Raw genomic sequence first — 19,575 nt, forward strand, 5'->3', positions numbered from 1 at the left:
CGCGCCCTCCTTCCTCTTCTCTTGCCGCGGACCCGGCCCGCCTATCCTGCCCCCCGAATGTCGGGCGTCGGCACGACCTTGTCCAGCGCCTTCACATGCGTGGCAAGCGCGGCCGCGTTCGGGAAATGCAGGACAGGATCGCAGTTTTGCACGCCACCATCATGCTCCGCCATGCCTAGCAACACGGGGACGCAGCCTGCCGCGCGCGCGGCCTCCATGTCCAGGGCCGTATCGCCGACATACCAGGCGCTCGGTCCCGGTGCGGCGTCCATCGCTTCGAGGGCCATGAGCAGCGGCGCCGCGTCCGGCTTGTCCGCCGCCGCATCCCCCGCGCCCACCAGCGCGCCGAAGCGCCAGCCGAGATGCGCGGCCTCCGCGCGCAGCAGCGGCCCCTGCTTGTTGCTCACCACCCCCAGCGGGATGGTCCCGACGGCCTCCAGCATGGCGGGCACGCCGGGCATGGGCGCCAGCACCTCCAGATGGGTGGCGCGCACGGCGGCGTAGAAGATGTCGCGCGCCTTCTCCCATTCCGCACCGAACATTTCGGGGAAGGATTCGCGGAGCGACCGGCGGACATTGGCCAGCACCGTCTCGCGGTCCCATTCCGGCAGGTCGAAGGCGCGGAAGGCGGCGTTCAGCCCGGCCTGGATGGCGGCCCAGCCATCCACCAAGGTGTTGTCCCAGTCGAAGAGGATGACCTCAGGCCGCACGGTTGTCGCCGCCCTGCACATGCCGGGCGAAGATCGCGAAAAGCTGCCGCGTGACCGGGCCGACCCCGCCATCCCCCACGGGCGCCCCGTCCACCTGGACGATCGGCTTCACGAAGGAGGTGGCGGAAGTGAGGAAGGCCTCCCGCGCGCGGCGGAGGTCGTCGAGGCTGAACTCGCCCGTCTCGTAGGCGATGCCCTCGGCGTCCAGTTCGCGGATCAGCGCGGCGCGGGTGCAGCCGGGCAGGATGGCGTGGTCCAGCTGGCGCGTCCGCAGCCGCCCCGTCTCGTCCACGATCCAGAAGGAGGTCGCGGCCCCCTCGCGCACCATGCCCGATGCCTCGTCGAACAGGATGGCCTCGCTCGCCCCCTGCTCGCGCGCCGCCTGGCGGGCCAGCACGTTGGGCAGGAGGTTCACGGTCTTGATGTCGCAGCGCGCCCAGCGCAGGTCGGGATGGGTGATGGCCTTGGTGGTCCAGCTCTCGATGTCGCGCGGATAGGGCGGGATCCGCCGCACCGTCACCACCAGGGCGGGCGGCACGGGCTCGGTCGGAAAGGCGTGCTCCCGCCGCGCCACGCCGCGCGTCACCTGCATGTAGAGCAGACCTTCCGAAATGCGGTTGCGCCGCGCCACCTCGTGCAGCACCTGCCGCAACGCGACGCGTGGCATCGGCATGGGCAGGCGGATCTCGCGCAGGGAGCGCTCCAGCCGGTCGAGGTGGAGATCCTCGTCCACGAAGCGGGAGCGGTAGAGATGAACCACCTCGTAGATGCCGTCGCCGAACTGGTAGCCCCGGTCCTCGATGTTCACGCAGGCTTCGCGCTGCGGGCGATACGCCCCGTTCACATAGGCGATGCGTGACATCAGGCGTTGCCCCCCGCTCGGTCCTCGGCCTGCACTCCGAGGAATTTCAGCTTCCTGTGCAGGGCGCTGCGCTCCATGCCCACGAAATTCGCCGTGCGGCTGATGTTGCCGCCGAAGCGCATCAGCTGCGCCTCCAGATACTGCTTCTCGAACATCTCGCGCGCCTCGCGCAGCGGCAAGGTCATGATCTCGCTGGAGCGATCGAGTCGCAAGACGGCCGGTGCGGCGCCGACGATCTCGGGCGGCAGGGCGTCGGCCCGGATCGCCGCCCCCGCCTCGCCCGGCGCCATAATCAGCAGCCAGTCCACGAGGTTGCGCAGCTGCCGCACATTGCCCGGCCAGTCATAGGTCTGCAGCGCGGCGATCGTGTCCTCCGCCAGTTCCCGCCGGGCGAGGCCGGAGCTTTCGGCGGAGCGCGTCATGAAGTGGCGCGCCAGCGCCGGCACGTCCTCGCGCCGCTCGCGCAGGGCGGGCATGCGCAGCGGCACGACGGAAAGGCGGTAGAACAGGTCCTCGCGGAAGCGTCCGGCCGCGATCTCGGCCTGGAGGTCGCGGTTGGTGGTGGTGAGGACGCGCACATCCACCTTCACCCGCGTCGCGCCGCCGATGCGCTCGAAGCCCTGCTCCTGAAGGGCACGGACGATCTTGCCCTGGGTTTCGAGCGGCATGTCCGCCACCTCGTCCAGCAGCAGCGTGCCGCCATGGGCGCGCTCCAGCACGCCGGCGCGGCGCGGGGCGTCGCCGGACTGCTCCACGCCGAACAGCTCCTCCTCGATGCGGACGGGGTTCAGCGTGGCGCAGTTCAGCGCGACGAAGGGGCCGTCGGCGCGGCGGGAGCGGGCGTGCAGCATCCGCGCCGCCACTTCCTTGCCCGAGCCGGCAGGGCCAGAGATCAGCACGCGCGAATTGGTCGGCGCGATCTTGTCGATGGCGCCGCGAAGCTGACCCATGGCGGCGGACCCGCCGACCAGCTCCATCTCCGACCCGGCACGGAGGCGGAGGTCGCTCACCTCGCGCTTCAGCCGCGCCGCTTCCAGGGCGCGCTGCACGACCAGCAGCAGCCGGTCGGACTTGAAGGGCTTCTCGATGAAGTCGTAGGCGCCGTTCTGGATCGCCTGCACCGCCGTCTCGATCGTCCCGTGGCCGGAGATCATGACGCAGGGGACCTGCGGCTCCTCCCGGTTCATCGCGTCCAGGATGCCGAGCCCGTCCAGGCGGGAATTGGCCAGCCAAATGTCGAGGATGACCAGGGAGGGGCGTCGCGAGCGGAAATGCCCCAGCGCGGTGTCGCTGTTGTGCGCCTGCCGCGTCTCGTAGCCCTCGTCGGACAGGATTCCGTCGATGAGCAAGCGGATATCCGGCTCGTCATCCACGATCAGGATGTCATGCGCCATTCGCCGGCTCCATCATCCCAGGCTCCGTGATGCGGGAAGGCAGCAGCAATTCGGCGCGCGCGCCCCTTCGCCCATCCGGGCCCGGCGGGGCGTCGCGCAGGGCGATGCGTCCACCATGGTCCTCCATGATCTTCTTCACGATGGCGAGCCCCAGACCCGTGCCCTTCGTCTTGTGCGTCACATAGGGTTCCGTCAAGCGATCCCGCTCCTCCCCTTCCGGCAGCCCGATCCCGTCATCCTCCACCGAAAGGCACAGCATCCCGTGCGCCATTTCCAGCGCGACGCGGATGTGCCCCATGGGTGAAGGCGGCGCGCCGTCCTCCGATGCCTCGGCCTGGGCGCGCATGGCGATGGAGTCCGCCGCGTTGTGCAACAGATTGGTGAGCGCCTGGTTGATCAGGCGGCGGTCGCAAAGGACATGGACCTCCTGCGCCGGCAGCGACGTTTCGAAGATGATCTCGGGCCGGGCGTTCTGCTGCAGCACCAGCGCCTCCCGCACCAGCCGCCCGATCTCCTCCTGCCGCATCACCGGCTGCGGCATGCGCGCGAAGGCCGAGAACTCGTCCACCATGCGGCCGATGTCGCCCACCTGGCGGACGATGGTGTCGGTGCAGGCTTTGAAGGTTTCCGGGTCGTCCTGGATCTGCTTGAGGTAGCGCCGCTTCAGACGCTCCGCCGAAAGCTGGATGGGCGTGAGTGGGTTCTTGATCTCGTGCGCGATGCGGCGGGCGACATCGGCCCAGGCCGCCTGGCGCTGCGCTGCCAGCAGGGCGGAAATGTCGTCGAAGGTCAGGACGAACCCCGCCCCATCCAGCTCGGGCGAGAGCCGCGCCAGCAGGGTGCGGCGCTCGCTCGGCGGGCCGATGCGGACTTCCTGCGTCCCGCCCTTGCCGGCGAGGAGCGGCGCGAACTCGGGCACCACCTCGCCCATCGGGCGGCCGGTTTCCTGCTCCAGGTCGAGGCCGAGAAGCTGCGAGGCGGAGCGGTTGGGCAGGTTCACCCGCTTGTCCGGGTCCAGCCCGACGATCCCCGCCGAAACGCCGCCCAGGACCGCCTCCGTGAAGTTCTGCCGCTCCTCGATCTGGCGATAGGCCTCCATCAGCTCGCTGCGCTGGGCGGCCAGCTGGTTGGTCATGCGGTTGAAGGCGCGCGACAGGGAGCCGACCTCGTCATCCGCATCCCCCTCCTCCACCCGCACGGTCAGGTCGCCGCCGCGCACCCGCTCCGCGGCCATGATGAGGCGGGAGATGGGGCGCGCCAGCTGGTTCGCGAGCAGGAGGCCGATCAGCACCGCCGCCAGCAGGACCAGCAGCGCGCCGATGGCGAAGATCATCACGAAGGTGACCTGAAGGCCTTCCCGGTTGCGGTCCAGCGCCTGGTAGGCGGTCACCGCCGCTTCCGTGCGCTGCATGTGCTCCAGCACGGAGGCATCCACCGGCCGGCCGATCATCATCATCAGCCCGGAGGAAGCGGTGAGCGCGACGACGGCCCGCACCCGCCCCTCCTCGTCGCCCGTCACCACCGCGACGTCGCCGCCCTGCGCCGTCTCGATCGCCCAGGTCGGGGGCGGCTGGAGGACGAAATTCGCGCTCATGCCCGCATGGGCGACGACGCGGCCCAGGATGGGCTCGAACACCACCGCCTCGGTAAGGCCGCGAATGCCGGCCTGGGTCGCCACCACCCGCGCGAAGGCGAGGGACTGGTCGGGCAGCAGCACCGTCGCCCGGTTCAGGTCGTTCGCCATGGCCAGCGCGTCGGCGCGGATGTTGTTCTGGTGCTCCTCCAGATAGGCGCGCGAGGCGGAGAGCGAGGCCTCCAGCGCCGTCCGCACCCGGTCGGAGAACCAGGCCTGGATGCCCAGGTTGAAGAACAGCGCCGCGAAGCCGCCCAGCAGCAGCGCCGGCACCACCGCGACCACGGAGAAGAGCAGCACCAGCCGCGTGTGCAGCCGCGAGCCCGCCGCGCCGCGTCGCCTTTCCACCCAGACCCGCACCAGCCGCCCGGCCAAGGAGGCGACCAGCAGCAGGATGACGGCCAGGTTGACGAGGACGATGCCCACGATCTGCCCCGGACGCGTCGGGCCGAGGGGCGAGCCGTCGGAAAGCAGCACGAAGGTGGCGATGCCCATGAACAGGGCGCCGATCGCCAGCCCGAGCGTGACCCCCCGGCCGAGCAGCATGTCCGCCGCGCGCCGCAGCAGCGGCACGCGGGGCTTCGCCGTCATGCGAGGCCCCGGACCACCGGCAACTCGAGGTCCTTCAGCTTCTTCCGCAACGTGTTCCGGTTCAGCCCGAGCATGGCGGCGGCCTTGATCTGGTTGCCGCGCGTGGCGCTGAGCGCGAGGCGCAGCAGCGGCCGCTCCACCTCCGCGATCACGCGGTCATGCAGGTCGCGGATCGGCATCCCGTCCTTGTGCGCGGCCATGAAGCCCTTGAGGTGACGCTCGACGGCCTGTTCCAGCGTCTCGGCGGCGCGGGGGGCGCCGGGCTCGGCGGGGGCCTCGGCCTCGGCCAGCTCGGCCGCCACCGCCTCCTCGCCGATCACCTCCTGCGAATACAGGGCGGCGAGGCGGCGCATCAGGTTCTCGAGTTCGCGGGCGTTGCCGGGCCAGGCATGGCGCTTCAGCCGCTCCATCGCATCCGGCGTCAGGCTCTTGCTCGGCAGGCCGGCGGCGCGGGCGCGCTCGAGGAAGTGGCGGGCCAGGAGCGGGATGTCCTCCACCCGCTCGCGCAGCGGCGGCAGGCGGATCGGCACGACGTTGAGCCGGTAGAACAGATCCTCGCGGAACAGGCCGGCGCGGATGGAGGCGCGCAGGTCGCGATGCGTGGCGGCCACGATGCGGACATTGGCCTTCACCGGCTGGCGCCCGCCGACCGTGGTGAACTCGCCTTCCTGGAGCACGCGCAGCAGGCGGGTCTGCGCCTCGGGCGGCATGTCGCCGATCTCGTCCAAAAACAGCGTGCCGCCCGCCGCCTGCTCGAACCGGCCGATGCCGCGCGTCAGCGCGCCGGTGAAGGCGCCGCGCTCATGGCCGAACAACTCGCTCTCGATCAGTTCGCGCGGGATCGCGGCCATGTTGATGGCGACAAAGGGCCCCTGCCGGCGCTTGCCGTAGTCGTGCAGCGCGCGGGCCACCAGCTCCTTGCCCGTGCCGCTTTCCCCCGTGACCATGACGGTCAGGTCGGCCGTGGTGAGGCGCGCGACGGTCCGGTAGATCTCCTGCATCGCGGGCGAGCGGCCAACCAGAGGCAGGCGGTCCGTGTCCGGCTCCTCCTCCGTCGCCGCCGCGCTGGCAGGGCTGGACAGGGCCCGCTCCACCACGCTCAGCAGTTCCTTCAGGTCGAAGGGCTTGGGTAGGTATTCGAAGGCGCCGCGCTGGGCCGCCTTAACCGCCGTGGTGAAGGTGCTCTGCGCGCTCATCACCACCACGCGCAGGTCGGGGCGCACGCGCTTCATCCGCGGCAGCAGGTCCAGCCCGTTCTCGTCGGGCATGACCACGTCCGTGACGACGAGGTCCCCTTCCCCGTCCTCCACCCAGCGCCACAGCGTGGAGGCGGAGGAGGTGGCGCGCACGTGGTACCCGGCGCGGCTCAGCGCCTGGGACAGCACGGTGCGGATGGCGCGGTCGTCATCGGCGATCAGGACGGTGCGGCTGTCGGTCATGCGTCTTCCTCGTCCTCGGACACCGTCGCGCCGGCGGGAGCGCCGGGCAGGGAAAGCCGGAAGGTGGTGCGGCCCGGCCGGCTGTCGCACTCGATCAGCCCGCCATGGTTGCTCACCAGCTTGGCGACCAGCGCGAGCCCGAGCCCCTGGCCGGATTTCTTGCTGGTGACGAAGGGCTCGAACAGCGTGGCGCGCATCGGCTCGGGGATGCCGGGGCCGTTGTCGCGCACGATCACGGTGAGCGGCAGGTGGACACGCTCGCTGGAGCCGGGCACGGCGATGCGCACGCCGTGGTGATAGGCGGTGAGGAGCTGGATCTCGCCCTCGGCCGGGTGCACCGCCTCGGCCGCGTTCTTCACGAGGTTCAGGAGGATCTGCACCAGCTGGTCGCGGTCGCCCCACACGGCGGGCAGCGAGGGGTCGTATTCCTCGACGATGCGCAGATGCGCCGCGAAGCCCGACTGCGCCACGCGCTTCACGTGGTCCAGCACGGAATGGATGTTCACCGCGCGCGGCTCGATCGGCCGGTCGCCGAACATCTCCATCCGGTCCACGAGGTTGCGGATGCGGTCCGTTTCCTCCTGGATCAGCTGGCACAGCTCGCGGTCACCCTCGGCGGCGCCCTGCTCCAGCAGCTGGGCCGCGCCGCGAATGCCGGAAAGCGGGTTCTTCACCTCATGCGCCAGCATCGCCGCCATGGCGGTCGCGCCGCGCGCCGCGCCCAGGAAATGCAGCTGCCGGTCCAGCATGGCGGCGGTGGAGCCGTCCTGCAGCGTCAGCACGACATGGCCCGGATGCTCGGCCAGCGGCGCGCCGTGGGCGCTGACCCCCTGGCGGTGCAGGCGCGGGCTCTCCAGCAGGAGGTCGTGGTCCGCCACGGGGCTTTCCAGGCGGCGGACCTGCCCGAGCAGGGCGAAGAGCCGGTTGTCCGGCGGCAGCAGCTCGCCGAGCGGCATGCCCTGCAGGCCGGTGTGCGAAAGCTGGAAGAACTGCTCCGCTGCCGGGTTGGCGAAGCGGAACCGGTCCTCCGCGTCGAGCACCACGGCGGGCAGCGGCAGCGCGGAGAGCACGGATGCGGCTTCGGGCGGTGCGCTGGCGCGGCGGGCAAGATCTGCCACCTTGGCGAGCACCCCCGGCCGGACCTCGGCAGCGACGGGCATCAGGCCGCCTCGCGGAAGGAGTCGCGCACGGCCTCGACGCCGCGCTCGACCAGGGGGCGGTAGAAGCCTTCCATCAGCGCCTCGGCCGTTTCCGGCGTCTCGACCGTGTTGACCCGCGCGCGAAACTCAGCGGAGCCGGGCAGGCCGCGCGAGTACCAGGCGATGTGCTTGCGCGCCATCCGCACCCCCGTGCCGATTCCGTGATGGGCCAGCATGGCGCGGTAGTGGCACAGCAGCGTGTCCAGCTGCTCCTCCAGCGTCGGGTCGGGCAGCTTCTCCCCGGTCTGGAGGAAGCGGGCGACCTGGCGCGGGAACCACGGACGGCCGTAGCAGCCGCGCCCGATCATCACCCCGTCGGCGCGGGAGCGGCGCAGCGCCTCCGCCGCATCCTCCACCGAAACGATGTCGCCATTGGCGATGACGGGGATGGAGACGGCGTCCTTCACCCCCGCGATGAAGTCCCAGTTCGCCGTGCCGGTGTAGAGCTGCTGCCGCGTCCGGCCATGGATCGTCACCAAGCGGATGCCGCATTCCTGGGCAAGCCTTGCGAGGCGCGGCGCGTTCAGCGACTGGTGGTCCCAGCCCATCCGCATCTTCAGCGTCACCGGGACGGACACGGCCTTCACCGTCGCCTCCAGGATGGCGGCGGCACGCAGCTCGTCGCGCATCAGCGCGGAGCCGGCGCTCTGCCCCACCGCGACCTTCTTCACCGGGCAGCCGAAATTGATGTCCACGATCGCTGCGCCGCGATCCACCACGAGGCGCGCGGCATCGGCCATCACCGCCGGATCGCAGCCCGCCAGCTGCACAGAAGAAGGCGCGCCGAAGCCCTCGACCTCGGCCATCTTCAGGCTCTGGCGGTTCTCGCGGATCATCGCGGTACTGGCGATCATCTCGCTGACCACGAGGCCGGTGCCCAATTCGCGCGCCAGGCGGCGGAAGGGCAGGTCGGTGACGCCGGACATGGGCGCGAGGATCACGGGAGTCTCGATCCGCACCCCCGGGGCGAGGTCGATCGGACGCAGCGGATTGGCTGGGGTGGAGGTGCCCATCATTTGTGCACATCTACGCCGAACGACGTCGCGCGTCCACGCCGGCGCGAGGGCTCCGCCACCCTCCTGGCCAGGGGAAGGGAGGCGTTCTAAAGCCGGCGCCATGCAGATCGCCGCCCTTCTCCTGGCCGCTGGCCAGGGCAGCCGCTTCGGCGCGCCGGAACCCAAGCAATACGCCCCCCTGGGCGGGCGCACGGTGCTGCGCTGCGCGGCAGAGGCGCTGCTCGCCTCGGGCCATGTGGCGGTGCTGCAGCCGGTCTGCGCCGCGGGCGAGGAGGCGCGCGTCGCCGCCATGCTGGAAGGACTGCCGCACCGCCCGCCCGTTTCCGGCGGCGCGACCCGGCAGGAAAGCGTGCGGCGCGGGCTGGAGGCGCTGGAGGCATCGCCGCCCGACCTCGTCTTGGTTCACGACGCAGCACGCCCGGTTGTCCCGCCCGGCACGGTCGAGGCGTTGGTGGCGGCCCTGGAAACGCACCCTGGTGCCATCCCGGCCCAGCCGGTCAGCGACACGCTGAAGCGCGGCGCCGAGGGCCGGGTGAGCGAGACGGTGCCGCGCGCCGGGCTGTTCCGCGCCCAGACCCCGCAGGGCTTCCGCTTCGCCCCCCTGCTCGCCGCCCATCGCGCGGCGGGGGGCGAGGCGACGGATGACGCGCAGTTGCTGGAATGGGCCGGGCAGGCGGTGGCGCTGGTCCCCGGCCATGAGTCCAACGTGAAGATCACCTTTCCCGAGGATTTGCGCCGCGTGGAGGCCCAGATGACCCCTTCCCTGCTGCCCCGCGTGGGGCTGGGCTACGACGTGCACCGCTTGGTGCCGGGCCGCCCCCTGATCCTGTGCGGCATCACCGTCCCGCATGAGCTTGGCCTGGACGGGCATTCCGACGCCGATGTCGGCATCCACGCACTGTGCGACGCCATCTATGGCGCGCTGGCGGAGGGCGATATCGGCCGGCACTTCCCGCCCTCGGAAGCGCAATGGAAGGACGCGGACAGCGCCCGGTTCCTGCGCCACGCGGCCGGCCGTATCGCGGCGCGCGGCGGGATGCTGGTGAATGCCGACGTCACCCTGATCTGCGAGCGGCCCAAGATCACGCCCCACGCCCCCGCGATGATCGCGCGCCTCGCCGAGCTGCTGGGCGTGGAGGAGGGCCGCGTCGGCGTGAAGGCCACGACCAGCGAGCGCCTGGGCTTCACCGGGCGCGGCGAGGGCATCGCGGCGCAGGCGGCGGTGAGCCTACTGGTCCCCGCCTGACGCGGCCGGGAAAAAAAGGCCGCCCCAGCGAAGCGGGGGCGGCCCTAAGGCAAGGTTGAGGAAGGCAAAGCTATCAGAACGTTCATGTGACGCGCTGACCGCCGCGAGATGGGGGCGGGATCCAGATGTTCAATACCCTTGCCCGCAAGGTCCTCCCTCCGCGGCCTTTGTTCTCCCCACGGACGCACGATATCCTTCCCCTGACCCGCAGGAGGACATCATGGCCCGACACGACGCCGCCATCATCGGCTGGGCGCATAGCCGCTTCGGAAAGCTGGAGGACGCCCCGGATGCGGAGGCGCTGATCGGCCTCGTCGCCCGCCAGGCCATCGAGGATGCGGGCATCGCGCCCGAGGACGTGGACGCCGTCTTCCTCGGCACCTTCAACGGCGGGTTCCAGCCGCAGGACTTCCCCTCCTCGCTGGTGTTCCAGGCCGTGCCGGAGCTGCGCTTCAAGCCCGCGACCCGCTTCGAGAATGCCTGCGCAACCGGCTCCGCCGCCATCCATGGCGCGCTCGATTTCCTGGGCGCGAAGCGCGGCCGGATCACCCTGGTCGTCGGGGTGGAGAAGATGACCGCCACCCCCGGGCAGCGCGTGGGCGAGATCCTGCTCAGCGCCTCCTACCTGAAGAGCGAGGCGGGGATCGAGGCGGGCTTCGCCGGCGTCTTCGCCCGCATCGCCGAGGCGTATTTCCAGCGCCACGGCGACCAGTCCGACGCGCTGGCCGCCATCGCGGCGAAGAACCACAAGAACGGCGTCGACAATCCCTTCGCGCAGATGCGCAAGGACCTGGGCTACGAGTTCTGCCGCGCTGAGAGCGAGAAGAACCCCTTCGTCGCGCGCCCGCTGAAGCGCACCGACTGCTCGCTGGTCAGCGACGGCGCGGCGGCGCTGGTGATCGCAGAGGGGGACGTGGCCGGGTCGGCCCGGCGCGCGGTGAAGTTCCGCGCCACGGCGCAGGTGAACGACTTCCTGCCCATCGCCCGCCGCGACATCGTCCGCTTCGAAGGCGCGCGCGAGGCCTGGGGCCGGGCGCTGGACGACGCGGAGCTGTCGCTGAAGGACCTGTCCTTCGCCGAGGTGCATGACTGCTTCACCATCGCCGAGCTGATCGAGTACGAGGCGATGGGGCTGGTGCCGGAAGGCCAGGGCGCCAGGGCGGCTCTGGAGGGCTGGACGCAGCGCGACGGGCGCCTGCCGGTCAACCGCTCGGGCGGGCTGAAGGCCAAGGGTCACCCGATCGGCGCCACCGGCGTCTCCATGCACGTGCTCACGGCCATGCAGCTGTGCGGCGAGGCGGGCGACATGCAGCTTCCCAAGGCCGAGGTGGCGGGCGTGTTCAACATGGGCGGCGCCGCCGTCGCCAACTACGTGAGCATCCTCGAAAGGGGCTGATGCCATGAACCTGCTTCACCGGCCGGCGGCCCTCGACACGGCCCGCTACATGTCGGGCTTCGGCAACGGCTTCGAGACCGAAGCCCTGCCGGGCGCCCTGCCGGTGGGGCGCAATTCGCCGCAGCGCTGCGCCTACGGCCTGTATGCCGAGCAGCTTTCCGGCTCGCCCTTCACCGCGCCGCGGACCTCCAACGAGCGCTCCTGGCTCTACCGCATCCGCCCTACGGTCGCGCACTGGGGCACGATGCGCCCGGCCGATGCGGGGTTCTGGCGCTCCGCCCCCTCCGGCGAAGGCGCGGACGTGCCGCCCGCCCCGATGCGCTGGGCCCCGGTGCCGGTGCGCGAGGGCGCGGCCAGCTTCCTGCAGGGCATCCACACCGTCACCACCGCCGGCGATGCGGGCGCGATGGCGGGCATGGCGGCCTCGCTCTGGCTCTGCAACCGGAGCATGGAGGACGAGGTGTTCTGGAACGCCGATGCCGAGATGCTGCTGGTGCCGCAGGACGGCGCGCTGCTGCTCCGCACCGAGTTCGGCCGCATCGACCTTTCGCCCGGCGAGGTCGCGGTGATCCCGCGCGGGGTGAAGTTCGCGGCCGACGTGGACGGCCCCTCGCGCGGGTATCTGTGCGAGAATTACGGCGGTGCCTTCACCCTGCCCGAGCGAGGGCCGATCGGCGCCAACTGCCTCGCTAATCCGCGCGACTTCCTGTGCCCCGTCGCGCATTACGAGGACCGGGAGATGCCGCACCGCCTCGTCGTGAAGTGGGGCGGAAGGCTGTGGGAGACCGAGATCGGCTGGAGCCCGCTCGACGTCGTGGCGTGGCACGGCAACTACGCGCCCTACAAATACGACCTCCGCCGCTTCTCGCCGGTCGGGCCGCTGCTCTTCGACCACGCGGATCCGAGCATCTTCACCGTGCTCACCGCGCCCTCGGAAACGCCGGGCACGGCCAACATCGACTTCGTGATCTTCCCCGATCGCTGGCTGGTGGCGGAGAACACCTTCCGCCCGCCCTGGTACCACATGAACGTGATGAGCGAGTTCATGGGGCTGATCTACGGCCAGTACGACGCGAAGCCCGAGGGCTTCAAGCCAGGCGGCATCTCCCTGCACAACCAGATGCTGCCGCACGGCCCCGACGTGGACGCCTTCGAGGGGGCGAGCCGCGCCGACCTCAAACCACATAAGCTGGAGGGCACCATGGCCTTCATGTTCGAGACGCGCTTCGCCCAGCGCGTGACGGACTGGGCGGCCGGCCTGCCCCAGCGTGAGCGCAGCTACGAGCATTACGGCCACGCGCTGCGCCGCCACTTCGACCCCACAAGCCGGGAAGCCTGATGGACCAGACCCACGACCCCTCCCTCCGCTCCTGGGTGGAGGGAGCGGACTCCCATGCCGACTTCCCGATCCAGAACCTGCCGCTGGGCGTGTTCTCGCCGCGGGGTGGTTCGCCGCGCGCAGGGGTGGCGATCGGCGAGCTCGTCCTGGACCTCGGCGCCGCCGGGCTGGAGGTTCCGGTCCCGCTGAACGACTTCCTGGCGCAGGGTGCGGCGGCGCGGCGGGAGCTGCGGGCGCGCGTCTCCGCCCTGCTGGCCTCGGGAGCCACGCCGCGCCCCGAATGGCTGCACCGTCAGGCGGATTGCCGGATGCACCTCCCGGCGCGCATCGGCGACTACACGGATTTCTACGTGGGCATCCACCATGCCGTCGCGGCGGGGCGGCTGTTCCGGCCGGACAACCCGCTGCTGCCGAACTACAAGCACATCCCGGTGGGGTATCACGGCCGCGCCTCCAGCGTCGTGCCCTCCGGCACCGCGATTCGCCGGCCCAACGGCCAGCGCGCCCGCCCCGAGGGGCCGAGCTTCGGGCCCGCCGAGCGATTGGATTTCGAGCTGGAACTCGGCTTCTGGGTCGGCCCCGGCAACGAGATGGGCGAACCCATCCCCGTCGCCCACGCTAGCGAGCATATCGCCGGCTATTGCCTGCTGAACGACTGGTCGGCGCGCGACATCCAGGGCTGGGAGTATCAGCCCCTCGGCCCCTTCCTGGGCAAGAGCTTCGGCACCACGATCAGCCCCTGGATCATCACGCCCGAGGCGCTGGAACCCTTCCGCACCCCGCAGGACCCGCGCGAGCCCGGCGACCCGAAGCCCCTGCCCTATCTGTGGGACGAGGCGGATCAGCGCGGCGGCGCCCTTTCGCTGGAGCTGGAAGCCTTCCTCATCACGCCCAGCCTGCGCGAGAAGGGAATGGCGCCGCACCGCATCACGCTGAGCCACGCGCGGCATCTGTATTGGACGCCGGCCCAGATGGTGGCGCACCACAGCAGCAATGGCTGCAACCTCCAGCCCGGCGACCTCATTGGCACCGGCACCGTCAGTGGGCCAGACCGCAGCGGCTACGCCTCGCTGATGGAAGTGACCTCGGGCGGGCGTGAGCCCCTCGCCCTCGCCAGCGGCGAGACGCGGACCTTCCTGCAGGATGGCGACGAGATCGTGCTCGCCGCGCGCGCCCGGCGCGAGGGGGCCGTTCCCATCGGCTTCGGCCCCTGCGTCGGACGGGTTACGCCGGCTCTGGCGTGAGGCGCGGCTTGCCGTCGAGGAAGCCGTCGCGGCCTTCCTCGACCGCGTGGCAGGCCACCAGCGTCTCCGGCGTGCCGCGCGCCGGGATCATGGCCGGCACCTCGATGCGGCAGCGGTCATTGGCCAGCGGGCAGCGCGGATGGAAGGGGCAGCCGGGCGGCGGGGCGATGGGCGAGGGCACCTCACCCCCGACCGGGATGCGGGTGCGCCCCGTCATCTCAAGGTCCGGGATCGCCTCCATCAGCGCGCGCGTATAGGGATGGCGCGGCGTGTGGAACAGCGTCTCGGACGGCGCGAGCTCCACCAGCTTGCCCAGGTACATCACCCCCACCCGGTCGCTCACCTGCCGCACCACGGAGAGGTTGTGCGAGATGAACAGGTAGGTGAGGCTCAGCCGCTTCTGCAGCTCGAGCATCAGGTTCAGGATCTGCGCCTGCACCGACACGTCGAGGGCGGAGGTGGGCTCGTCGCAGACCAGGAACTCGGGGTTAGAGGAGAGCGCGCGGGCGATGGAGATGCGCTGGCGCTGCCCGCCCGAGAATTCGTGCGGGAATTTCTGCCCGTCCAGCGGGGAAAGCCCGACCTGGGTCAGCAGCTCCCCCACCCGCTCCACCTGCTTGCGGCGGTCCTTCACGAGGCCGAAGGCGCGCAGCGGCTCGGCCACGATGTCCAGCACCCGCCAGCGCGGATTCAGGCTGGCATAGGGGTCCTGGAAGATCATCTGCATGCGCTGCCGCTTGGTGGGATCGGCGCGCGCCTCGGCCAATGGAAGGCCGTCAAAGAATACCTCGCCCCGCGTGGGCTGGTAGAGGCCGACCACCAGCCGCGCCACGGTGGACTTGCCGCAGCCGGACTCGCCGACCAGCGACAGCGTCGTGCCCTTGGGCACCTGGAAGGACACGCCGTCCACCGCGCGCAGGATGCGCTTCTCCTCCCGCGCGATGACGCGCTGGAGGAGCGGGCGGGACACGTCGAAATGCCGCGCGGCGTCGCGCAGCTCCAGCATGATCGGCTCAGGCAAGGCCGGACTCCTGAAGTCGCTGCGCCTCTTCGGGCGCGTAGAGCCAGCAGGCGGCGCGGTTCGCCTTGGCCGGCATCAGCTCCGGCCGCTCGACGCGGCAGCGGTCGAAGACGAAGGGGCAGCGCGGGTTGTAGGGGCAGCCGGGCGGGATGGCGGAAAGCCGCGGCATCGCGCCCTCGATGGCCTGCAGCCGCTCGACCCGGTGGGAAATGGGCGGGATGGAGCCCATGAGGCCCGCGCTGTAGGGGTGGGCAGCGTTCTTCACCACCTCCCGCACCGCGCCGATCTCGATGATGCGGCCGGCATACATGACCGCCACGCGGTCCGCCGTCTCGGCAATCACGCCCATGTCGTGGGTGACGAGCATCATCGCCGTCCCCTTTTCCCGCGCCAGGTTCTTCAGCAGCGCGATGACCTGGGCCTGGATGGAAACGTCGAGCGCCGTGGTCGGCTCGTCCGCCACCACCAGCTTGGGCTCGGCGCAAAGGGCGAGCGCGATGACCACGCGCTGACGCATCCCGCCGGAGAACTCGTGCGGGTAGGAATCCACGCGCTGCGCGGCGGCGGGGATGCCAACCAGCTCCAGCCATTCCACCGCCCGCTTCTTCGCCTCGGCCGGGCCGATGGGCAGGTGGGTGGTCATGGTCTCGGCCAGCTGGTCGCCCACGGTGTAGAGCGGGTTCAGCGTGGTGAGCGGGTCCTGGAAGATGGCGCCGATCTGCCGGCCGCGGATGCGCCTCAGCTCCTCGTAGGGGAGGTTGTCGATGCGCCGCCCTTCCAGCCGGACCTGCCCGCCCGCGATGCGGCCAGGCGGCTCCAGCAGGCCGATGATGGCGGCGCCGGTCATGGACTTGCCGGCGCCGGACTCGCCGACGACGCCCAGCACCTCGCCGGGCGCGATCTCGAAGGACACGTCGTCGAGCGCGACGAGGGTGCCGCGGCGCGTGGGGAACTCCACGCGCAGGTTCTGGACCTGAAGGAGGGACATCTCAGCGAAGCTTCGGGTTGAGGGCGTCGCGCAGCCAGTCACCGAGGAGGTTGACCGACAGCACCATCACGATCAGCGCGACACCAGGGAAGATGGTGATCCACCACTCCCCGGAAAAGAGGAAGTCATTGCCGATGCGGATGAGGGTGCCCAGGGAGGGCTGGGTCGGCGGCACGCCGACGCCCAGGAAGGATAGGGTCGCCTCCGCCAGGATGGCAAAGCCGAGGTTGAGGGTCGCGATCACCAGCACCGGCGACATGACGTTGGGCAGCACGTGGGAGCGCATGATGGAGAGCGGCGAAAGGCCGATCACCCGCGCCGCCTGCACGTATTCCTTGTTGCGCTCCACGAGGGTCGAGCCGCGCACGGTGCGGGCGAATTGCGGCCAGTTGGAGATGCCGATGGCGAAGATCACGACAAAGAGCGCGATCTGGTCGTGCACCTCGCGCGGCAGGGCGGCGCGGACGACGCCGTCCACCAGCAGCGCGACGAGGATGGAGGGAAAGGTCAGCTGGATGTCGGCGATGCGCATCAGCACCGCGTCCGTCCGCCCGCCCAGGTAGCCGGCCAGAAGCCCCAGCACGACGCCCAGCGTGGTGGAGAAGATCACTGCGCAGAACCCCACCAGAAGGGACACGCGCGCCCCGTACATGATGGCGGAGAGCATGTCCCGCCCCTGGTCGTCCGTGCCGAGCGGATAGGTCGCGTCGCCCTCCCCGCTCCAGACGGGGGGCTTGAACGCGTCCATCAGCTGGAGCGAGGCGAGGTCGAAGGGGTTGTGCGGCGCCAGCACCGGCGCCAGCACGGCGCCGGCGATGCAGATGAAGGCCACCAGGGCCGAAAGCATCGTGACCGGCGATCGGGTAAAGGACCACCAAAGGTCAGAATCGAAGAACGCCTTCATCTCAGTGGCCCCGACCCCGTCCGATGCGAAGCCTGGGGTCCACGGCGTAGTAGAGCAGGTCCACGATCAGGTTGATGGAAACGAACACGGCCGCGATCATCATCAGGTAGGCCGCCATGACGGGAATGTCCGCCGCGCCCACGCTCTGGATGAAGAGCAGCCCCATGCCCGGCCACTGGAACACCGTCTCGGTGACGATGGCAAAGGCGATGATGGCGCCCAGCTGCAGCCCGGCGATGGTGATGACCGGCACCAGCGTGTTCTTCAGCGCATGGCCGAAATGCACGGCCCGGTTGGGCAGGCCGCGGGCGCGGGCGAACTTGATGTAGTCGGTCCGCAGCACCTCCATCATCTCGCTGCGGACGAGGCGCATGATGAGGGTCAGCTGGAACAGCCCCAGCGTGATGGCGGGAAGGATCAGCGCCTTGAGCCCGGACCAGGTCAGCAGCCCCGTGCTCCACCACCCCAGCCGCACCACGTCGCCACGCCCGAAGGAGGGCAGCCAGCCGAGCCAGACGGAGAAGACGAGGATCAGCAGGATGCCGATCAGGAAGGTCGGCAGCGACACGCCGATCAGCGAGAAGGTCAGGAAGAAGCGGCTCAGCCAGGAATTGCGGTAGAGGCCGGTATAGACCCCCATCGGCACGCCCACCGCCATGGCGATGACCGCGGCGCAGAGCGCCAGCTCCAGCGTCGCCGGGGCGCGCTCTGCGATCAGTTCCGCCACCGGGCGGGACAGGCGGTAGGACAGGCCGAACTCGCCCTGGATGGCATTGCCCAGGAAGGTCATGAACTGGACGAAGAAAGGCTTGTCCAGCCCAAGTTCCCGCACCAGCGCCTGGCGCTGCGCCTCGGTGAAGTCCTGCCCCAGCATGATCGCCACCGGGTCGCCCACATAGGCGAACATGGCGAAGGAGATGAAGGACACGACCAGCATGACCGGCAGCGCCTGGAGCAGGCGCGAGACGATGAAGGAGAACATAGAGTTCCTTAGTTGACCGTGGTCCAGCGGAAGAAGGGCTGGTTGTTCGCCATGTGCGGGGTGGAGATGTTGGACCGCATCGCCCAGGGGATCATCTGGTGGTGCAGCGGGATGTGCGGCACGTCCTCACGGTACAGGCGCAGCGCGTCGCGGATCGCGGCCTGCCGCGCATCACCCGTCTCGGTCTTCATGCGCTGGATGAGGGCGTCCATCTGCCCGTTGCTGTAGCGGCCGTAGTTCCAGATCCCGTCGCCCTGGGCGCCGTTGCGCGTCGCCAGCAGGGACTGGAAGGAATACAGCGCGTCCAGCGTCGGCACACCCCAGCCCAGCATGTAGATGCTGGTGTCGTCGCGCTGGATCTTCGCGAAGAAGGGCGCGAGCGGCATGGAGTTGAGCCGCGTCCGCACCCCCACCCGCGTCCACATCGCGGCGATGGCCTGGCAGATCTGCTCGTCGTTGATGTAGCGGTTGTTGGAGCAGTCGAGCGTGATCTCGAACCCGTTCGGGTAGCCGGCCTCGGCCAGCAGGGCGCGGGCGCGCGCCTGGTCGTAGGGGAGGCGCACATCCTCCTCGCGCACGTAGCCGTTCACCTGCTCGGGGAAGAGGGTGCCGGTCACAACGCTCTGGCCGCGCATGGTGGTGCGGTGGATCGCCTGAATGTCGATGGCCTGGTAAAGGGCGCGGCGCACCCGCACGTCGCTCAGCGGGTTGCGGCCGCGCACGTCGCTGTACAGCAGCTCGTCCCGGCTCGTGTCCATGGCGATGAACAGGGTGCGGACCTCGGGGCCTTCCAGCACGCGGGTATTGGCCGCCTGGCGCAGGCGGTTCAGGTCCTGCAGCGGCGGGTCCATCACGAAGTCGATCTCGCCGGACAGCAGCGCCGCAACGCGCGTGGCGTCGGAGGCGATGGGGCGGAACACCACCTCGGTCACGTTGCCGTTGTTGTTCGCCGCGTCGGCCCAGCCCCACCAATCGTTGTTGCGGACCAGCACGGTGCGGACATCCGGCTCCCGCGACTGGAGGCGATAGGCCCCGGTGCCGTTGGTGCTGCGGACCGTGTGCATCTCCTCCCGCTGGCGGGTGTTCTGCGGGCGGGTGGCATTGTGCCGCTCCGACCAGGACTTCGACATCATGAAGACGCTGGCGAGCTTGTTGGGCAGGATCGGGTCGGGCGACTTGGTGACGATGTCCACCGTGTGGCGGTCCACCGCCTCGGCCCGGTCGATCGTGTCCACGAAGATGCCGAAATTGCTGGTGGGCTGCAGGGCGCGGGTGATGCTGAACACCACGTCCTCGGCGGTGAAGTCCTCGCCCTCGTGGAATTTCACGCCCTGCCGCAGCACGAAGCGCCAGCGCGTCGGCTCCACTTGGGTCCAGGACAGGGCGAGGCCCGGCTCCAGCCCAAGCTGCCGGTTGCGGCCGATCAGCGCGTCATAGACCTGCTGCAGCATCATGGTCACGGTGCCGACGTTCTGGCTGTGCGGGTCCATGGTGTTCGGGTCGCCGCTCGCGGCCCAGCGCACCGTGCGCGCCTCGGCGGCGCCGGCCACGGCAAGCATCGCCGCCGCGACGAGGAACAGGCGTCGGATCATCCGATTTCTTCTCCAGAAG

General features: G+C 70.3%; 16 protein-coding genes. 4 read left to right on the top strand and 12 right to left on the bottom strand.

The genetic code is table 11. From position 1 onward, the window contains the following. Positions 1-41: 41 nt before the first annotated feature. From OF850_RS07065 to dusB, 7 genes are read right to left on the bottom strand one after another with little or no spacing between them, the layout of a single operon-like run. A complete protein-coding gene (locus OF850_RS07065) occupies positions 42-710 on the bottom strand; it encodes an HAD family hydrolase (protein ID WP_301589270.1) in 669 nt (222 codons plus the stop codon). Next, a complete protein-coding gene (locus OF850_RS07070) occupies positions 700-1,572 on the bottom strand; it encodes a D-amino-acid transaminase (RefSeq protein ID WP_301589271.1) in 873 nt (290 codons plus the stop codon). The genes OF850_RS07065 and OF850_RS07070 overlap by 11 nt, the downstream gene beginning before the upstream one ends. Beyond that, positions 1,572-2,966 carry a nitrogen assimilation response regulator NtrX gene (gene ntrX, locus OF850_RS07075; protein ID WP_301589272.1) on the bottom strand — a complete coding sequence of 465 codons (1,395 nt, stop codon included), beginning with the start codon at positions 2,964-2,966 and terminating at the stop codon, positions 1,572-1,574. The genes OF850_RS07070 and ntrX overlap by 1 nt, the downstream gene beginning before the upstream one ends. Continuing rightward, on the bottom strand, positions 2,956-5,190 hold the full coding sequence (locus OF850_RS07080) for a sensor histidine kinase NtrY-like (RefSeq protein WP_301589273.1): 2,235 nt from the start codon (positions 5,188-5,190) through the stop codon (positions 2,956-2,958). The genes ntrX and OF850_RS07080 overlap by 11 nt, the downstream gene beginning before the upstream one ends. Further along, a complete protein-coding gene (gene ntrC, locus OF850_RS07085; protein ID WP_301589274.1) occupies positions 5,187-6,629 on the bottom strand; it encodes a nitrogen regulation protein NR(I) in 1,443 nt (480 codons plus the stop codon). Before ntrC ends, OF850_RS07080 begins: the two co-directional genes overlap by 4 nt. Beyond that, complete coding sequence (locus tag OF850_RS07090) at positions 6,626-7,789, bottom strand: two-component system sensor histidine kinase NtrB (RefSeq protein WP_301589277.1); 1,164 nt, start codon at positions 7,787-7,789, stop codon at positions 6,626-6,628. The genes ntrC and OF850_RS07090 overlap by 4 nt, the downstream gene beginning before the upstream one ends. Further along, positions 7,789-8,841 carry a tRNA dihydrouridine synthase DusB gene (dusB, locus tag OF850_RS07095; protein WP_301589438.1) on the bottom strand — a complete coding sequence of 351 codons (1,053 nt, stop codon included), beginning with the start codon at positions 8,839-8,841 and terminating at the stop codon, positions 7,789-7,791. The genes OF850_RS07090 and dusB overlap by 1 nt, the downstream gene beginning before the upstream one ends. Positions 8,842-8,944: 103 nt before the next feature. On the opposite strand from dusB, the gene OF850_RS07100 reads away from it, so the two are divergent. From OF850_RS07100 to fahA, 4 genes are all read left to right on the top strand, one after another. Continuing rightward, the gene (locus OF850_RS07100) at positions 8,945-10,090 is read left to right on the top strand and encodes a bifunctional 2-C-methyl-D-erythritol 4-phosphate cytidylyltransferase/2-C-methyl-D-erythritol 2,4-cyclodiphosphate synthase (protein ID WP_301589279.1); all 1,146 of its coding nucleotides are present in this window, start codon (positions 8,945-8,947) and stop codon (positions 10,088-10,090) included. Positions 10,091-10,310: 220 nt separating this feature from the next. Then, positions 10,311-11,486 carry an acetyl-CoA acetyltransferase gene (locus OF850_RS07105; RefSeq protein ID WP_301589280.1) on the top strand — a complete coding sequence of 392 codons (1,176 nt, stop codon included), beginning with the start codon at positions 10,311-10,313 and terminating at the stop codon, positions 11,484-11,486. 4 nt (positions 11,487-11,490) lie between these two features. Next, positions 11,491-12,825 (top strand): homogentisate 1,2-dioxygenase, encoded by a 1,335-nt coding sequence (gene hmgA / locus OF850_RS07110; protein WP_301589281.1) that lies wholly within the window; start codon positions 11,491-11,493, stop codon positions 12,823-12,825. Further along, positions 12,825-14,069, top strand: a complete 1,245-nt coding sequence (fahA, locus tag OF850_RS07115; RefSeq protein WP_301589282.1) for a fumarylacetoacetase — start codon at positions 12,825-12,827, stop codon at positions 14,067-14,069. The genes hmgA and fahA overlap by 1 nt, the downstream gene beginning before the upstream one ends. On the opposite strand, the gene OF850_RS07120 is transcribed toward fahA, so the two are convergent. The 5 genes from OF850_RS07120 to OF850_RS07140 are packed head-to-tail and all read right to left on the bottom strand — an operon-like array spanning position 14,050 to position 19,556. Then, complete coding sequence (locus OF850_RS07120) at positions 14,050-15,090, bottom strand: ABC transporter ATP-binding protein (RefSeq protein ID WP_301589283.1); 1,041 nt, start codon at positions 15,088-15,090, stop codon at positions 14,050-14,052. The genes fahA and OF850_RS07120 overlap by 20 nt on opposite strands. After that, positions 15,083-16,078: an ABC transporter ATP-binding protein gene (locus tag OF850_RS07125; RefSeq protein WP_301589284.1), complete on the bottom strand. Its 996-nt coding sequence runs from the start codon at positions 16,076-16,078 to the stop codon at positions 15,083-15,085. The genes OF850_RS07120 and OF850_RS07125 overlap by 8 nt, the downstream gene beginning before the upstream one ends. 1 nt (position 16,079) lies before the next feature. After that, positions 16,080-16,982: an ABC transporter permease gene (locus OF850_RS07130; protein WP_301589285.1), complete on the bottom strand. Its 903-nt coding sequence runs from the start codon at positions 16,980-16,982 to the stop codon at positions 16,080-16,082. 1 nt (position 16,983) lies between these two features. Further along, positions 16,984-17,964, bottom strand: a complete 981-nt coding sequence (locus tag OF850_RS07135; RefSeq protein ID WP_301589286.1) for an ABC transporter permease — start codon at positions 17,962-17,964, stop codon at positions 16,984-16,986. Between the two features lie 8 nt (positions 17,965-17,972). Next, positions 17,973-19,556: an ABC transporter substrate-binding protein gene (locus OF850_RS07140; protein ID WP_301589287.1), complete on the bottom strand. Its 1,584-nt coding sequence runs from the start codon at positions 19,554-19,556 to the stop codon at positions 17,973-17,975. Between the last annotated feature and the right edge of the window lie 19 nt (positions 19,557-19,575).

Origin of the sequence: Sabulicella glaciei (assembly GCF_026183895.1) — a bacterium.
Lineage (GTDB): Bacteria > Pseudomonadota > Alphaproteobacteria > Acetobacterales > Acetobacteraceae > Roseococcus > Roseococcus glaciei.

Excerpts from the sequence above, each read along its gene's own strand:
- dusB (WP_301589438.1), bottom strand. The coding sequence starts at position 8,841 with ATGGGCACCTCCACCCCAGCCAATCCGCTGCGTCCGATCGACCTCGCC.
- OF850_RS07090 (WP_301589277.1), bottom strand. The coding sequence starts at position 7,789 with ATGCCCGTCGCTGCCGAGGTCCGGCCGGGGGTGCTCGCCAAGGTGGCA.
- fahA (WP_301589282.1), top strand. The coding sequence starts at position 12,825 with ATGGACCAGACCCACGACCCCTCCCTCCGCTCCTGGGTGGAGGGAGCG.
- ntrC (WP_301589274.1), bottom strand. The coding sequence starts at position 6,629 with ATGACCGACAGCCGCACCGTCCTGATCGCCGATGACGACCGCGCCATC.
- OF850_RS07140 (WP_301589287.1), bottom strand. The coding sequence starts at position 19,556 with ATGATCCGACGCCTGTTCCTCGTCGCGGCGGCGATGCTTGCCGTGGCC.
- OF850_RS07070 (WP_301589271.1), bottom strand. The coding sequence starts at position 1,572 with ATGTCACGCATCGCCTATGTGAACGGGGCGTATCGCCCGCAGCGCGAA.
- OF850_RS07130 (WP_301589285.1), bottom strand. The coding sequence starts at position 16,982 with ATGAAGGCGTTCTTCGATTCTGACCTTTGGTGGTCCTTTACCCGATCG.
- OF850_RS07125 (WP_301589284.1), bottom strand. The coding sequence starts at position 16,078 with ATGTCCCTCCTTCAGGTCCAGAACCTGCGCGTGGAGTTCCCCACGCGC.
- OF850_RS07080 (WP_301589273.1), bottom strand. The coding sequence starts at position 5,190 with ATGACGGCGAAGCCCCGCGTGCCGCTGCTGCGGCGCGCGGCGGACATG.
- OF850_RS07100 (WP_301589279.1), top strand. The coding sequence starts at position 8,945 with ATGCAGATCGCCGCCCTTCTCCTGGCCGCTGGCCAGGGCAGCCGCTTC.
- ntrX (WP_301589272.1), bottom strand. The coding sequence starts at position 2,966 with ATGGCGCATGACATCCTGATCGTGGATGACGAGCCGGATATCCGCTTG.
- OF850_RS07105 (WP_301589280.1), top strand. The coding sequence starts at position 10,311 with ATGGCCCGACACGACGCCGCCATCATCGGCTGGGCGCATAGCCGCTTC.
- OF850_RS07135 (WP_301589286.1), bottom strand. The coding sequence starts at position 17,964 with ATGTTCTCCTTCATCGTCTCGCGCCTGCTCCAGGCGCTGCCGGTCATG.
- hmgA (WP_301589281.1), top strand. The coding sequence starts at position 11,491 with ATGAACCTGCTTCACCGGCCGGCGGCCCTCGACACGGCCCGCTACATG.